This window comes from Micrococcus lacusdianchii (genome assembly GCF_023155805.1).
Classification (GTDB): Bacteria; Actinomycetota; Actinomycetes; order Actinomycetales; family Micrococcaceae; genus Micrococcus; species Micrococcus lacusdianchii.
Genome location: NZ_JAKNUW010000006.1, coordinates 99030 through 114204, shown reverse-complemented (window position 1 = coordinate 114204; position 15175 = coordinate 99030). Strand labels below are relative to the sequence as shown.

General features: G+C 75.7%; 15 protein-coding genes. 11 read left to right on the top strand and 4 right to left on the bottom strand.

Features of this window, described 5'->3' with window-relative positions; genetic code table 11:
- Positions 1 to 30 precede the first annotated feature (30 nt).
- Positions 31 to 729 (bottom strand): 5-formyltetrahydrofolate cyclo-ligase, encoded by a 699-nt coding sequence (locus MA879_RS05630; protein ID WP_248124068.1) that lies wholly within the window; start codon positions 727 to 729, stop codon positions 31 to 33.
- Positions 730 to 762: 33 nt separating this feature from the next.
- Here MA879_RS05630 and MA879_RS05625 point away from each other — a divergent pair, with 33 nt between their 5' ends.
- Positions 763 to 1392, top strand: coding sequence for a GNAT family N-acetyltransferase (locus MA879_RS05625; RefSeq protein WP_248124067.1), 630 nt, complete (start codon positions 763 to 765; stop codon positions 1390 to 1392).
- 117 nt (positions 1393 to 1509) lie between these two features.
- Complete coding sequence (locus MA879_RS05620; protein ID WP_248124066.1) at positions 1510 to 2184, top strand: hypothetical protein; 675 nt, start codon at positions 1510 to 1512, stop codon at positions 2182 to 2184.
- A gap of 10 nt (positions 2185 to 2194) precedes the next feature.
- On the opposite strand, the gene MA879_RS05615 is transcribed toward MA879_RS05620, so the two are convergent.
- Positions 2195 to 4018, bottom strand: a complete 1824-nt coding sequence (locus MA879_RS05615; RefSeq protein WP_248124065.1) for a hypothetical protein — start codon at positions 4016 to 4018, stop codon at positions 2195 to 2197.
- Between the two features lie 269 nt (positions 4019 to 4287).
- Between MA879_RS05615 and MA879_RS05610 the strand changes: the two genes are divergently transcribed.
- The 5 genes from MA879_RS05610 to MA879_RS05590 all read left to right on the top strand — a co-directional run bounded on the left by MA879_RS05610 (position 4288) and on the right by MA879_RS05590 (position 8952).
- Positions 4288 to 4791 (top strand): NUDIX hydrolase, encoded by a 504-nt coding sequence (locus MA879_RS05610; protein WP_248124064.1) that lies wholly within the window; start codon positions 4288 to 4290, stop codon positions 4789 to 4791.
- Entirely contained in the window at positions 4788 to 6038 is a 1251-nt protein-coding gene (locus MA879_RS05605; protein WP_248124063.1) for a type 2 periplasmic-binding domain-containing protein, read from the top strand. Before MA879_RS05610 ends, MA879_RS05605 begins: the two co-directional genes overlap by 4 nt.
- A gap of 55 nt (positions 6039 to 6093) precedes the next feature.
- Positions 6094 to 7335: a pyridoxal phosphate-dependent aminotransferase gene (locus MA879_RS05600; protein WP_248124062.1), complete on the top strand. Its 1242-nt coding sequence runs from the start codon at positions 6094 to 6096 to the stop codon at positions 7333 to 7335.
- A gap of 24 nt (positions 7336 to 7359) precedes the next feature.
- Entirely contained in the window at positions 7360 to 8271 is a 912-nt protein-coding gene (locus MA879_RS05595) for a PPK2 family polyphosphate kinase (RefSeq protein ID WP_248124061.1), read from the top strand.
- Positions 8272 to 8376: 105 nt separating this feature from the next.
- Positions 8377 to 8952, top strand: coding sequence for a type 1 glutamine amidotransferase domain-containing protein (locus MA879_RS05590; protein ID WP_248124060.1), 576 nt, complete (start codon positions 8377 to 8379; stop codon positions 8950 to 8952).
- 123 nt (positions 8953 to 9075) lie between these two features.
- On the opposite strand, the gene MA879_RS05585 is transcribed toward MA879_RS05590, so the two are convergent.
- Together MA879_RS05585 and xseA are read right to left on the bottom strand one after the other, a co-directional pair.
- Positions 9076 to 9354 (bottom strand): exodeoxyribonuclease VII small subunit, encoded by a 279-nt coding sequence (locus MA879_RS05585; protein ID WP_248124059.1) that lies wholly within the window; start codon positions 9352 to 9354, stop codon positions 9076 to 9078.
- Complete coding sequence (xseA, locus tag MA879_RS05580; RefSeq protein WP_248124101.1) at positions 9351 to 10586, bottom strand: exodeoxyribonuclease VII large subunit; 1236 nt, start codon at positions 10584 to 10586, stop codon at positions 9351 to 9353. The genes MA879_RS05585 and xseA overlap by 4 nt, the downstream gene beginning before the upstream one ends.
- 247 nt (positions 10587 to 10833) lie before the next feature.
- Between xseA and MA879_RS05575 the strand changes: the two genes are divergently transcribed.
- Genes MA879_RS05575 through MA879_RS05560 form a run of 4 tightly spaced genes read left to right on the top strand, consistent with a single transcriptional unit; the run spans position 10834 to position 15150 of the window.
- Positions 10834 to 11889 carry a hypothetical protein gene (locus MA879_RS05575; RefSeq protein ID WP_248124058.1) on the top strand — a complete coding sequence of 352 codons (1056 nt, stop codon included), beginning with the start codon at positions 10834 to 10836 and terminating at the stop codon, positions 11887 to 11889.
- A 44-nt stretch (positions 11890 to 11933) separates the two neighbouring features.
- Positions 11934 to 13046, top strand: a complete 1113-nt coding sequence (locus tag MA879_RS05570; protein ID WP_248124057.1) for a 4-hydroxy-3-methylbut-2-enyl diphosphate reductase — start codon at positions 11934 to 11936, stop codon at positions 13044 to 13046.
- A gap of 32 nt (positions 13047 to 13078) precedes the next feature.
- Positions 13079 to 13711, top strand: coding sequence for a gluconokinase (locus MA879_RS05565; RefSeq protein ID WP_248124056.1), 633 nt, complete (start codon positions 13079 to 13081; stop codon positions 13709 to 13711).
- Between the two features lie 35 nt (positions 13712 to 13746).
- Complete coding sequence (locus MA879_RS05560) at positions 13747 to 15150, top strand: GntP family permease (RefSeq protein ID WP_248124055.1); 1404 nt, start codon at positions 13747 to 13749, stop codon at positions 15148 to 15150.
- Positions 15151 to 15175: the final 25 nt, after the last annotated feature.

The following is a 15175-nucleotide window of genomic DNA, read 5'->3' as shown; positions in this document are numbered from 1 at the left end:
GCCCGCGCGGTGGGACGGGGTGCCCCGATGCTACTGCGCGTCGGGCAGGTGCACGGTGCCGGCGGGGCGCCCGGCGGCGGTGAGCCACGTCAGCCCGTCGGCGGTCAGGACGCCGTCCACGGGCCGGTCGGTCGGCTCGAAGGGGACCTCCCCGGCGGGCAGCAGCTCGTGGCCGAAGACGTGCGCCACCACCGGGACGGACCCGGGGAGGCCGGCGAGGAAGCGGTCGTAGTAGCCGCCGCCCTGCCCCATGCGCATCCCGGACCGGTCCACGGCCAGGGCCGGCGCCAGCACCAGCACCGCCTCGGCGAGCACCTCCGGGCCGTGGCGGGGACCCGTCGGCTCGTCCACGGGGGCGTTCGCCGCCCGGGCCACGGGGACCTCCGGCGTCCAGTCCGCCCAGGACAGGCGCCGCGCCGGCTCGATCACGGGGACCAGCACGCGCGCGCCGGCCTCGGTCAGACGGGCCCGCAGCGGGCCGGTGTCCGGCTCGGAGCCCATCGGGAGCACCGTGGCGACGACGGGGGTGCGGCCGGCCTCCCGGGCCGCCGCGAGACGGGGGGCGAGCCACGGCCACAGGTGCTCGGCCGCCGCCTCGGCCTGGCGGGTGCGCTCGGCGGGGTCCAGGGCCCGACGCGCGGCGCGGTGCCGGGAGCGCAGCGCCGCCTTGGCGGCGGCGAGGGCGGCGTCGCCGACGGCGGGGAAGGGGTCCGGGCGGAAGGGGTCCATGCCGCCATCATGCCGCCTCGTAGGATCGGGGCCATGAACGTCTCCGGCTCCGTCTGGCCCGTGGCACTGCGCCACGGCACGCTCACGCTGCGTCCGCTGCGGCGGTCGGACCGGCGTGCGTGGGAGGAGCAGCGGCGCGTGAACGCCGCCTGGCTGACCCCGTGGGACGCCACGAGCCCGGTGCCCGGAGCCGGCCCCGCGAGCTTCGGCCAGATGGTCCGGTGGCACGGTCGCCAGGCCCGCGCGGGGACGTCCTACACCTGGGGCATGGCCCTGGACGAGGACGGCCCGGGACGCGACCGCCTCGTGGGTCTCGTGAGCCTGGGCGGGGTGCAGCTGGGCTCGGTGATGTCCGGGGCGGTGGGCTACTGGGTGGACCGCCGGGAGGCCGGGCACGGGCTGACCCCGACCGCCGTGGCCATGGTGACGGACTGGGCCTTCCGCGGGCTGGGACTGCACCGCGTGGAGGTGAACATCCGCCCCGAGAACGAGGCGAGCCTGCGGGTGGTGCAGAAGCTCGGCCTGCGGGAGGAGGGGCTGCGGCGGGCGTACCTGCACGTCGACGGCGCCTGGCGGGACCACCGCAGCTTCGCCGTCACCGCGGAGGAGGTCCCCGAGGGGCTCCTGACCCGGTGGCTCGACATGCACCCCCGCACGGGGTGAGGCCGGTCACCGAGGCCCGCGCGGGCCGGTAGGCTGGAGTCCTCCGCCGGCGTCGACCGGGGTCACGCCGCCCCGCTCCCGCACGCCCGCCGTCCCAGAGCTTCCCAGGAGGACACCATGACCGCCTCGCCTGCGCCCCGCGAGCCCGCCGTCCATGAGCCCGAGGCCGGGTTCCAGGTGCACTGGGACCGCACCTCCCTGTTCCTCGTGGGCGCGGTGTCGCTGACCGTCGCGGTCGTCACGGCCCTGTGCGCCCTCGCGGGCCTGCCCACGGCCGGGGTGGCCGGCTGGTCCCTCCTGATCACCGTCGCCGCGGTCGTGGGTCTGCGCGTCCTGGCCGTGCGGGACCTGCGCCGGCTCGAGGCGGAGTGGGCACGGACCTGCCCGGATGCCGTCGAGGCGGAGGAGGAGACCGCGGAGCTGCCGGTCGTCGCGGACCCGGAGCGCGACCGCCGCACCTTCGCGACGCTCCGCGCGTTCGAGGACGAGGCCGACGCCCCGCGGCTGGAGGACGTGCCCGTCCCGGCGCGTCCGGCCGCCCCGGTCCGCTTCGCCGTCCCGTTGGCCGGCGTGGTCGTCCCGTCCGTGCCCCGCCCCACCTACCTGGACGCCCCCGAGGTCGAGCGGCCCGTCCCGGCGCCGTACGTGGCCGAGGAGGCGCCCCGCTCGACCGCGCGACTCAAGGACCCGGTGCCGGTGGTCGAGCGCGAGGAGCACCTCAGCGCCACGGCCGAGCAGGACATCGCCGCCCTGGACCTGGACAACGTCCTGGCCCGGCGCCGCGCCTCCTGACCCGACCGGGTCAGTCCTCGGCCACGCCCAGGCTGCGGCGGACCTCGTCGGCGTCCCGGCGGACCCGGGCGGCCTCCTCGTGGTCGCCGAGGGCCGCCAGGCACCGGTGCAGGCCCGTGAGGGCGCCCAGACGCACGAGGTCCGAGGCCGTGGACTCGTGGACCAGGCGGAACAGGGTGGCGGCCTGCTCGGGACGGCCGTCCTCGGCCACCACGTAGGCCGCGAACAGCTCGGCCTGCGCGGCGCCCTGGGCGTCGCCGGCGTCGTGGAACATGTCCGCCGAGGTCAGTGCGGCGGATACGGCCTCGTCCCCCTGGTGCAGCGCCCACAGGGACCGGGCCCGGGTGTCCAGGTAGTCCGCGCGCTGCCACGGGGTGCCGGTGCGCTCGGCCAGGGCGATCGCCTCGTCCAGGAGGGCAAGCCCGTCCCCGCGCCCGGTCTCGCAGCGCAGGTAGCCCAGGGCATGCAGCGCGGAGGCGAGCACGGCCGGGTCCTCGTCCGCCGCGAGGCGGGCCTGCTCCACGGCCCGCTCGAAGAGCTCCAGGGCGCCGGCCCGGGCCACGTCCCCATGGTCCCGGTGCGTCAGGGCCCCGGCCGCCAGGAGGGTGTGCGCGGCGTCGGCGTGCCGGCCGCACCCGGTGAACAGGTCCGCGGCCTCCCGCCAGTGGGGCAGGGCGTCCGAGGGACGGTCCTGCTCGTGCAGCGCGTGCCCCAGGTCCACGAGCGCCCGGGCCCGCTCGGCCTCGTGCCCCTCGGCGGCCTCGCGGCGCACGAGGCCCTCCAGCACGGGCTCGGCCTCCTCGGCCCGGCCGGCGGCCACGAGCTGATGACCCCACCAGTAGCTCAGGCTCGCCGCCTCGGGGGCCTCCGCCTTCTCGGCGTGCACCGACGCCAGCCGCCAGGCCGCCACGGACAGGTCCTGCCGGTCCGGGTCGTGCCCGGCCACCCGCCCCACGAGGGCCGCGGCGGAGGCCGCGCCGCGCCGCAGCCCGGCCCGGGCCATCTGCTCGGCGGCCCGCAGGGCGAAGTCCAGGGCGGCGTCGTCGCGGTCCTCGCCGTGCGCCGCGAGCGCCCGCACGAGCGTGGCCGAGGCGCGCGCCACGGCCGCGCAGGGCAGCCGCAGCACCCGGACGGCCGCCTCCTCCGCGGCCCGGGTCTCCCCCCGCCACAGGTGCAGGCGGGAGCACAGCAGGTGGACGTCCGCCTCGGCGCCGACGCCCAGGGCGGCCCCCGCCGCGCGCTGCCGCTCCAGGGCCGTCAGGGCCTCGTCCGCCGCCGTCAGGGCGGCGTCCAGGTCGGCGGCCTGCACGCGGTGCGCGCACAGGGCCAGGAGCGCGTCGGGCAGGACGGTGTCCGCGGGGTCGGCGGCGGCGCGGTCGCGCTCGTCCTCCACGACGCCGGCCAGCACGGTGGCCTCAAAGTCGTCCGGCTCGCGCAGCAGGGCCGCTCCGAGCTGGACCTCGAGGTCCGCCTGGCGGGGTCGTCCGAGGGAGCGGAGGAGGTCGGCGCGTTCGGCGGTCCACCGCGCGCGCTCCTCGGTGTCCCGCGCGTGGTCGGCGGCCGTGGCCAGCAGCTTCAGCAGGCCGAGCCGGACGGACGGGTCCCCGCCTCCGGCGGCGTCCAGCCCCGTCCGGGCGTGGGCGGCCGCGTCCGGGGGATCCTCCCGCAGCAGCGCCTCCAGGGCGCGTTCGCGGCGGCCGGGCGCGTCGAGGGCGCCGTCGGGATCGGCCGGGGCGACGAGCGGTCCCTCGGCCTGCCGCAGCAGGCGCTCCACGACGGCGAGGGGGTCCCTCCCGGCGAGCGTCTCGCCCGGGTGCGGGGCGGGGTCCTGCACGGCGGTCTCCTTCGGGTCGCGTCGACGGGGCCCGACGTCGGGCCCGGTGCGGGCCGGTGCCTGGCGGCGAGCCGTCCCGGGGACCGCCGTGGCCGTCCCCGGGCGATGCCCCAGCGTAGCCAGCGGCGGGCCGGCGTCGGACGCTCGATCGGCCGTGTTCGCCGCCGGGGGACGGGGCCGGGCGCAAGCCGGGCTCGTAGACTGGGCCGACCCCGCACCGCCACCCCGGCCGCCTCCTCCACCCCGGCCCCGACCCCAGGAGTCCTCCCGTGTGCCCTGCCCCGCCGAGCGAGCCGGCCGCCGCCGCCGCCCCGCCCGCCCCGGACGGCGTCTTCCAGACCCGGGCGGGCTCGTACGCGCTGATCGTGGCGGAGGGCGCCGTGCTGCTCTCCGCGTGGCGGGGGCCGCAGGGGATCGTGTGGACGCTGCCCGGCGGCGGCATCGAGCTGGGGGAGAGCCCCGAGGAGGCGTGCCTGCGGGAGGTCGAGGAGGAGACCGGCCACACCTGTGAGCTCACCGGCCTGCTCGGGGTGACCACCGGCACCGTGCCCGCCGAGCGTCGTCTGCGCGGCGAGGGCGTGCCGCTGCTGACCGTCCAGGTGCTGCACACCGCACGGCTCACCGGCGGGACGCTGCGGCCGGAGACCGACGGCTCGTCCGTCGACGCGCGCTGGTTCCGCCTGGACGCGCTCGACGACGTCCCGCTCTCCGCCTGGGTGCGTCGCGCCCTGGAGCTGGCGGGGCTGCCCGTCCCCGCGGAGCCGTCCCGATGACCCCCCTGCCGCCCGTCCCGGCCGGCCGGCTCCGCGGCCGACGGGGCCTGGCGTTCGGTGCGACCCTCGCCCTGGCCCTCGGGACCGCCGGGTGCGGCACCGAGGACCCGTCCGCGTCCGCCCCGTCCACGGGGGAGCCCGTGCGGGTGGTCCACGGGCCGGGGCAGGCGGAGACGGCGGCGGCCGCCGTCGTCGCCCGTCACCTCGCCCGGGCCGGGCACCCCGTGACCGTCGCGGACCAGCCCGAGGCCGCCGCGTGGTCCGCCGCCGGCGGGGACACGGTGGCGATCGTGGACACGCTGGCGCTGGCCCTGGCCGCCGACCCCGAGGCCGTGCTGCCGCAGGAGGACCCGGAGGACGAGGCCGCGCGCGCCTCCGCCGTCCCCACGCCGAGCCCCGCCACGCTGACTCCGCTCGACCCGGACCTGCCGCCGCGGGTGCCCGCCTCGCCGTCCGCGGCCGCCGCGTCGCCCACCCCGCTGGCCGACGTCGGCCCCGCGGCGGACACCGAGGCGGTGCGGGCGATCGTGGATGCCGTCCTCGCGCGCGCCGCGGCCGGCGGGGCGGTGGCCGTCCCGCCGTCCCCCTCCGAGGGCGCGTCCCCCTCCGGGGGTGCGTCCTCGTCCGCGGCGGCGGCGTCCGCGCCGCCGGACGCGCCCCGCGTGCTCTCCTCGTCCGCGGGCGAGCTGCGCCTGGCCCCGATCCTCTCCGCGGGCACCGCGGCGCGCCTGAAGCTGGACTCCGTCGACGACCTCAACGGTCGCTGCGAGGAGCTGGCGGCCGCCCTGCCGGCGGCGCTCGCCGGCGGCCCGGGCGGGGAGCGGGCGGCCGCCCTGCTCACCGCGCGTCTGGACGCCTCGGCCGGCTGCCGTCCCGCCGAGTGGAGCGTGCAGGCGGACCCCGCCGGGCCCGCGCTCGTGCGGGACGAGGTGGGACTGGCGATCGACCACAGCGTCGACCCGGACGTCCCGCCGCACGGGCTGGCGGTCCTCGAGGACGGCGCCGGCGTCCTGCCGGCCGGGCGGGTCGCCGTCGTCGGATCCCCGCGCGCCCTGGACGACGGGGTCGAGGCGGCCCTGCAGGAGGTGATGACGGCCCTGGACGAGGACGGTCTGCGGGACCTGGCGCGCGTCAGCACCGGCCCCGACGCGCTCTCCCCGGACGACGCCGCCCAGTACTGGCTGGTCACCGAGGGGCTCGAGGAGGCGCCGGAGGACTGGGTGGTCCCCGTGGACGGCTGGTTCTGAGTCGCGCGGACACACGGGGCGTCACGGGCGCCTGCGCGGTGCCATGATGGGGCGCATGGCTTCCACCGGCGCCCCCCGCGAGATCCGTCAGTCCTCCAAGCTGCTCAACGTCCGCTACGACGTGCGCGGCCCCATCCTGGAGGAGGCCCAGCGCATGGAGGCCGCGGGCCACCGGATCATGAAGCTGAACATCGGCAACCCCGCCCCGTTCGGCTTCGAGGCCCCGGACTCGATCCTGCAGGCCATGTACCAGCACCTGCCGCACGCCCAGGGCTACTCGGACTCCAAGGGCATCTACTCCGCCCGGACCGCCGTGTCCCAGTACTACGAGTCCCGCGGCATCCGGGACATCTCCGTGGACGACGTGTTCGTGGGCAACGGCGTGTCCGAGCTGATCTCCATCGTGCTGCAGGCCCTCGTGGACGACGGCGACGAGGTCCTCATCCCGTCCCCGGACTACCCGCTCTGGACCGGCGCCACCACGCTCTCCGGCGGCTCTGCCGTGCACTACCGGTGCGTCGAGGAGGAGGGCTGGGAGCCCGACCTCGAGCACATGGAGTCGCTCATCACGGAGCGCACCAAGGCCGTGGTGGTCATCAACCCGAACAACCCCACCGGCGCGGTCTACTCGCGCCAGGTGCTCAACGGCGTGATCGACCTGGCCCGCCGGCACAACCTGGTCCTGCTGGCGGACGAGATCTACGAGAAGATCACCTACGAGGGAGCCCGCCACATCAACGCCGCCGGCCTGTCCGACGACGTGCTCACCCTGACCTTCTCCGGCCTGTCCAAGGCGTACCGGGTGGCGGGCTACCGCTCCGGCTGGGTGGCCGTGTCCGGGCCGAAGCACCGGGCCCGCGACTTCCTCGAGGGCCTGACCCTGCTGGCCAACATGCGCATGTGCGCCAACGTGCCCGCGCAGCACGCCATCCAGGTGGCCCTGGGCGGATACCAGTCCATCGAGGACCTGATCCTGCCCGGCGGCCGTCTGCTGGAGCAGCGCAACCTCGCGCAGGACCGGCTCAACGCGATCGAGGGCGTGGCCGTGCAGCCGGCCCACGGCGCGCTGTACCTGTTCCCGCGCCTGGACCCCGAGGTCTATCCCATCGACGACGACGAGGCGTTCGTGATCGAGCTGCTGCGGGCCAAGAAGATCCTGGTCAGCCACGGCGGCGCGTTCAACTACCCCCACACCGACCACTTCCGCCTCGTCACCCTGCCGAGCGTGAAGGACCTGGACATGGCCCTGGACCGCCTCGAGGACTTCCTCGAGGACTGGCGGGACCGCCGCGGCTGACCGCCCCCCCTGAGAGGAGACCGCATGTCGACGACGAAGGACGAGACGACCCCCGAGGGCGCCGGGAGCGTGTTCGACGCCCCCGCGCGCCGGGTGCTGCGTGCCCGCCGGCCCGACGGCGCCCCCGTGGGCCCCGCCGACGTCGACCCCCGCTCCACCCCCGGGTTCACCGGAGGCAAGGCGGAGGGGAAGGCGGCGCTCGCGGCCCGCGCGGACCGCCTCGCCGCGCTGCAGGAGCTGCTCTACGCCCGCTCCACCCGCGAGGCGGCGGACGGTGCGCCCGCCCCGTCCGTGCTGCTGGTGGTGCAGGCCATGGACACCGCCGGCAAGGGCGGGATCATGCGCCACGTGATCGGGCAGATGGACCCCCAGGGAGTGGACCTCACGGCCTTCAAGGCGCCCACGGACGAGGAGCGCGCGCATGACTTCCTGTGGCGCATCCGCCCACACGTGCCGGGTCCGGGGCGGATCGCCGTGTTCGACCGGTCCCACTACGAGGACGTCCTCATCCAGCGGGTGCGCGGGTTCGCCCCGGCCGAGGAGATCGAGCGCCGCTACGGCGCCATCCGGGACTTCGAGGCGGAGCTGGCGGCGGCGGGCACCCGCGTGGTGAAGGTGATGCTGCACATCTCGGCGGACGAGCAGAAGGCACGCCTGGCCGAGCGGCTGGCGCGTCCGGACAAGCACTGGAAGTTCAACCCCGGGGACATCGACGAGCGCGCCCGGTGGGACGAGTACCAGGAGGTCTACCGGATCGCCCTGCTGCGCACGGACGTCACCGACGCGCCGTGGTTCGTGGTCCCCGCCGACCGCAAGTGGTACGCCCGCCTGGCCGTCCAGCAGCTGCTGATCGAGACCCTCGAGGGGCTGGAGCTGGAGTGGCCCGAGGCCGACTTCGACGTCGAGGAGCAGCAGGCCCGGCTGGCGGCCTCCTGACCGTGGTGCGGCACCCCTTGTGCCGACGCGGGGCGTCGGGTCTACGATCCATCCGTACGGACCGGAGGCGCACGGCCTCCGGCGGACCTGAGAAGGAGATTCCTCATGGCTGACTCCCAGAAGCCCCTGGCGGGCCGCACCATCGCGTTCCTGGCGACCAACGGCGTCGAGCAGATCGAGCTGACCTCCCCGTGGGAGGCCGTGGAGGCCGCCGGTGGCTCCCCGGTGCTGGTGTCCCCGCAGGCGGACAGCATCACCGCGATGAACGACGACTGGAACCACGGCGACTCGTTCGACGTGGACGTGCAGCTGCTCGCCGCCGAGGCGAAGGACTACCACGCGCTCGTGCTGCCCGGCGGTACCCTCAACGGGGACGCCCTGCGCGTCGACGTGGACGCGGTGGCGTTCGTGAAGTCCTTCTTCGAGCAGCACAAGCCGGTCGCGGCGATCTGCCACGCGCCCTGGACGCTGATCAACGCCGGTGTGGTGGAGGGCCGCGAGCTCACCTCCTACAAGTCCCTCGAGGCGGACCTGAAGAACGCCGGTGCCCTGTGGCAGGACTCGGAGGTCGTCGTGGACGAGGGCCTCGTGACCTCCCGCAACCCCGGTGACCTGCAGGCCTTCAACGCCAAGCTGGTCGAGGAGTTCGGCGAGGGCCGCCACGAGGGCCAGACCGCCTGAGTCAGGGCCGCGGCACCTCCGGGCTCGCGCCCGGGACTGCCGCCCGCCATCACGACGCCGCCCCGCGCCCGGATCCTTCCGGGGGCGGGGCGGCGTCGTTTCCCGAACGACAACGCCCGGCGGTCAGGCGTCGGCGTCGTCCGTGGTGCCCGTCTGTGCACGGACCTGCTCGAGGCGCGTGCGGGCGCCGTCGAGCCAGGCCTGGCACCGGTCCGCGAGCGCCTCGCCGCGCTCCCACAGCGCGAGGGACTCCTCGAGTCCGGCACCGCCGGCTTCCAGCCGGCCGACGGTCTCCACGAGCTCGGCGCGGGCCTGCTCGTAGCTCATGCGGGCGACGTCCGAGGTGTCAGCGGAGGTGAATCCGCCCACGGCCGTGCTCTGCTGCTCCTGCTGCTCGCTCATGCGTCCTCCGGGTCGGTGGGGGTGTGGGTGTCGGTGACGTCGGCCTCGAGGCGGCCGGCCGCCACGAGGATGTCCAGGTGCGCGCCGGGGGCGACCTCGTCCGCGCGACGGACCACGCGTCCGGCATGCTGGACCACGGCGTAGCCGCGGTCCAGGGTCTGCTGGGGGGACAGGGCCCTCACGCGGGCGCGCAGGGCGGCGACGGCGTCCGCCTCGCGGGCCAGCCGGTGGCCCAGGCTCATCCGGGCGCGCTCGCGCCACCGGCCGAGGTCCTCGGCGCGGGCGTCCACCATGACGTGGGGGTGGGCGAGCACGGGGCGGGAGCGCAGGGCGGCGAGCCCCTCGGCCTCCCCGCGTACGCGGCGCTCGACGGCGGCGGCCATGCGCTCGCGCGCGTGGGCCAGGCCGAGGGCCTCCTGCGCGGCGTCCGGGACGATGCGCTTGGCGGCGTCCGTGGGGGTGGAGGCGCGCAGGTCCGCGACGTCGTCCAGCACTGGCCGGTCCGCCTCGTGGCCGATCGCCGAGACGACGGGCGTGCCCGCCGCCGCCACGGCGCGCACCAGGGCCTCGTCCGAGAACGGGAGGACGACCTCCTCGAGGGCACCGCCGCCGCGGGCGATCACGATCACGTCCACGGCCGGGTCCGCGTCCAGCTCGGCGAGGGCGGCGACCACCTGCCGCGGCGCGTCCGGGCCCTGCACGGTCACCTCCCGCAGCTCGAACACGGCGGCGGGCCAGCGCAGGTGGGTGTTGCGCAGGACGTCCTTGAGGGCGTCCGAGTCCCGGCCGGTGATCAGGCCGATCACTCCGGGCAGCACGGGCAGGGGGCGCTTGCGCGCGGGGGAGGTCAGCCCCTCCTCAGCGAGGCGGCGGCGGAGCAGCTCCACGCGGGCGAGGAGGTCGCCCAGGCCCACCGGCTTCATCTCCAGCACGTTCATGGTGAGCCGCCCGGCCTTGAGCCAGAAGTTCGGCTTCACGCGGGCCACCACCCGGGAGCCCTGCTGGACCGTGGGGTCGATGCCGGCGGCGACGTTCCGCCACGCGGCCAGCGGCAGGGAGATCTCCTGGTCGAGGTCTCGCATGGTCATGTAGACGTTGCCGCGGTTGTTCTTGAACTCGATCAGCTGGCCCTCGATCCACGTGGCCGGCGCCCGCTCGATGTGCAGCTTCAGGTTCTCCGAGAGCCGGTGCAGGGGCCAGGGCCGCTCGGGGGAGGTCTCGGCCGCCGTCACCGGGCCGGGCCCGGCGGGGCCGTCCGCGGTGCCGCCGGCGGGCGGCTTCGCGTCCTCCTGGGGGGTGGTGTCCTCCACGTGGCCTCCTGCCGTGCTCTCCGGATCCCGACCTGGTGCCCGTCCGGGCGGCGCGGACCGCGCGCCCGGGCGTTCCTCAGAGTCTGTCAGTACGCTCGGACACCGTAACGCGCCCGGGCCCGCGACGGTCCGGGCCGCCCCCCGCTGTGGATCGTCAGGAAGGTCGCCCATGCGCACCGTGCTCTCCGTCCTCGCCGCGCTCCTCGCCGGGCTGCTGGCGCTCGTGGCCACGGCCGGCGCCCTCGTGGACGAGGTCGCCCACCGCCCCGAGACGCTGCGGGGCATCACGGAGCAGGTGGCCACCGACGACGCCGTCCGCGCCGCCATCCCGCGCGCCGTCACGGACGTCGTCGAGGACGCCGTCCCGGACCAGGTGCCGGAGCCGCTGACGCAGTGGGCGGAGGACCTGACCCGGCCGATCGCCGAGTCCGTGGCGGAGGACCCGAAGGTCGTGCAGGGCTGGTCGGACACCGCGGACGAGGCCCGCCGTGCCTGGCTGATCGACCTGGAGCGGGCGCGCGGGTCGGAGGACCCGGTGCCCGGGGGCCGGTTCGACATCCCGTTCGGCCCCGTCGCGCAGACCGGCCTGGTCTCCGCGCTGGGCGAGGTGGAGACCACGCTGCGGGAGGACGGCCTCGCCCTGCCGGGCCAGGGGATCGCGGAGGCCCTGCTCGGCGTGGACGTGGGGGACTGGGCGGCGGACACCCTGATCGCCCCGCTCTACGACCGGGCCGCGCAGCTGCGGGACAGCACGGAGCTGACCATGACGGTGGAGGTCGAGGCCCTGAGCGGGGTGGACCGCTCCACCGTGGCCCTGTGGGTGGCCGCGTCGGCACACTGGCAGTGGGCGGCCGTGGCGGCGCTCGTGCTCCTGCTCGCCGCCGTCGTCCTGGCCCCGGCCGGCCGCCGCGGGCTGGCCCTGGCCGTGGCCGGCCTCACGGTGCTGCTGGGGACGCTGGGTCTGCGCAGTGCCCTGGCGCCGGAGTCCTTCGCCGTCTCCGCCCCGGAAGGGGTGCCCGACGGCGTCGCCGCACTGGTCCGGGAGGTCCAGCGCGCCGTCGTGCCCGCCCTGGAGGGTGCCCTGGCCCCGTGGTTCGAGGGGCTGCTGTGGGGCGGTGCCGCCCTCGTGGCGCTCGGGATCCTGGTGGCACTCGCGGAGCTGCTGGTCGGGCGGAGCCGCCGGCACCGGACGCATCAGGTGGCGGAGGGATCCCACCGCGTCTGAGGGCCCCCGGGCGGGCCGGGTGCGCGGCCGATAGCATGGTCGGCATGTTCGCCCAGCCCAGCACCGCCCCCGCGCCCGCCCCGAGTCCCGTCGGTCTCGGCATGCCGCAGGTGCCCCGCACCCGCCGTTCCCGCGAGGAGGTGGAGGCCGCCGCGCCCGTCACGGGGGACAAGCGCGTCCTGCTCGCCGCGCCCCGCGGCTACTGCGCCGGGGTGGACCGCGCCGTCGTCGCGGTGGAGAAGGCCCTCGAGCACCACGGCGCCCCGGTGTACGTGCGCAAGGAGATCGTGCACAACCGCCACGTGGTGGACACCCTCACCGAGCGCGGTGTGGTGTTCGTGGACGAGCTCGACGAGGTGCCCGAGGGCGCCCTGACCGTGTTCTCCGCGCACGGGGTGTCCCCGGCCGTCGTCGCGGAGGCCGCGGAGCGGAACCTGCAGACCATCGACGCCACGTGCCCCCTGGTCACCAAGGTGCACCGCGAGGCCGTGCGCTTCGCGAGGCAGGAGAAGCAGATCCTGCTGATCGGCCACACCGGCCACGAGGAGGTCGAGGGCACATACGGCGAGGCGCCGGAGCACACCACGGTGATCAACGACGTCGCCGAGGCCCGCGCGGTGCAGGTGACGGACCCGGACAACCTCATCTGGCTCTCCCAGACCACCCTCTCCGTGGACGAGACCCTCGAAATCGTCTCGGTGCTGCGCGAGCGGTTCCCGAACCTGCAGGACCCGCCCTCGGACGACATCTGCTACGCCACGTCCAACCGCCAGGCCGCGATCAAGACCATCTCCCCGGAGTGCGACCTCGTGATCATCGTGGGCTCGGCGAACTCGTCGAACTCCGTGCGCCTCAAGGAGGTCGCCAAGGAATACGGCGCTACCCGCGCCGAGCGCGTGGACTACGCCAGCCAGGTGGACGAGTCCTGGTTCGAGGGTGTGGCCACCGTGGGCCTGTCCTCCGGCGCGTCGGTGCCCGAGGTCCTGGTGCAGGACGTGCTCGCCCTGCTCGCCGACTACGGCTACGGGCAGGTGGACGAGGTGGTCACCGCGGAGGAGGACATCATGTTCTCCCTGCCCAAGGAGCTGCGTGCGCAGCTCAAGAGGGTCGGGGACGCGGGCCGCGCGCTCGGCGGCCGCAGGCGCCCGCAGGCCTGAGCCCGCTCTCGCCCGTCCCAGGAGGGGGTCCCATGGATCATCACGACGTCACCGCCCGTGCGGCCATGACCGCCGCGGACAACGAGGACCGCAGCGCGTCCGCCCGTGACGCGGCCCAGGCCGACGCCCGCGAGGCCGCGGCCGCGGTGGGGGAGGTCCCGGACCTGGCGGGGAGCGCCGTCGTGGTCATGGGCACCTCCGGGTCCGGCAAGACCGTCCTGGCCATGCGGCTGGCGGAGGCGCTCGGCGTGCCGTACGCCGAGGCGGACGACTTCCACAGCGCCGAGGCCGTCGCGAAAATGGCCGGCGGCACCCCGCTCACGGACAAGGACCGCTGGCCGTGGCTGCGCCGCATCCGCGACTGGATGTCCGAGTCGCCCCAGGCCCGCGGCGCCGTGGTCACGTGCTCCGCGCTCAAGCACTCCTACCGCGACCTGCTCTCCGAGGCCCCCGTCCGGGTGCGCTTCCTGCACGTGGACGCCCCCGAGGACGTCATCCGGCAGCGCATGGCGCGGCGCCGGCACTTCATGCCGCCCGCACTGCTGGCCAGCCAGTTCGCCACCCTGGAGCCGCTCCAGCCGGACGAGGACGGCGCGGTGCTGCCCAACGACTCCACCATGGAGGACCTCACCGAGCGCGCCCTGCGTGTGCTCGCCGAGGACTGACCTACCCCCCTCCCCGACGGACGAAGGAGTCCCTCATGACACTGGAGGAATGGACCCCCGTGCTGGGGGCCGGTCCCCTGCTCGGCATCGCGCTCGCGGCCATCCTGCTGCTGCTCTTCCTGATCATGCGCGTCCGCATGCACGCCTTCGTGGCGCTCGTGCTGGTCAGCCTGCTCACCGCGTTCGCTGCGGGCATCCCCGCCGGGCTCGTGGTGCCGGCCATGACCAAGGGCTTCGGCTCCACCCTGGCCTCCGTGGCGCTGCTCGTCGGCCTGGGTGCCATGCTCGGGCGCGTGGTGGAGGTCTCCGGCGGTGCGAAGACGCTCGCGGACACCCTGATCCGGGTGTTCGGGGAGAAGCGGGCGCCGTTCGCGCTCGGCGTGGCCTCGCTGCTGTTCGGCTTCCCGATCTTCTTCGACGCCGGACTCGTGGTGATGCTGCCGGTGATCTTCGCGGTGGCCCGCCGCCTGGGCGGCTCCGTGCTGACCTACGGCCTGCCCGCCGCGGGCGCGTTCTCCGTGATGCACATCTACGTGCCGCCGCACCCGGGTCCGGTGACCGCCTCCGAGCTGTTCGGGGCCAACGTGGGCCTGGTCATGCTCGTGGGCCTGGTGGTGGCGGTGCCCACCTGGTACGTCACCTCGTACCTGTTCGGCCTGTGGGCCGGGCGCCGGTGGACCCTGCCCGTGCCGGCCATCCTGGGCCGCGCGGACGCCGAGCGGGAGGCGAACCCGCCCGCCTTCGGCCTGGTGGTGGCCCTGCTGGTGCTGCCCATGCTGCTGATCCTGATGAACACCGGCCTGAACACCCTCAACACGGCCGGCGCGTTCGGCGGCGACGCCTCCGAGCAGACCTGGTACCAGGTGCTGCGCGCGATCGGCGAGACCCCGGTGGCGCTGCTCATCACCCTGCTGGTGGCCATGGCCACGCTCGGGCGGCGCGCCGAGGGCGGCCGGGACGGGCTCGAGAAGATCATGGACGGCGCCCTGGCCCCGGTGTGCTCGGTGATCCTGGTGACCGGCGCCGGCGGCATGTTCGGCGGCGTGCTGCGCACCTCCGGCATCGGTGACGCCCTCGCCGACTCGCTCACCGGCATGGGCGTCCCGCTGATCCTGGCCGGCTTCCTGATCGCGGGCGCCCTGCGCATCGCGCAGGGCTCCGCCACGGTGGCCCTCACGACGGCGGCCGGCCTGCTCTCCGCCGCCGTCGCCTCCGCCGGGTACTCCGAGCTGCAGCTGGCCACGATGGTGATCGCGGTGGCCGCGGGCTCGGTCATCGCCTCCCACGTGAACGACTCCGGCTTCTGGCTGGTGGGCCGGTTCTTCGGCATGGACGTGAAGACCACCCTCAAGACGTGGACCGTCCTGGAGACGCTGATCGGCGTGATGGGCTTTACCCTCGCGTGGGCCCTGTTCGGGATCTCCGGCGCCCTGGCCTAAGCCCTCGCCCCGGACGGACGACGCC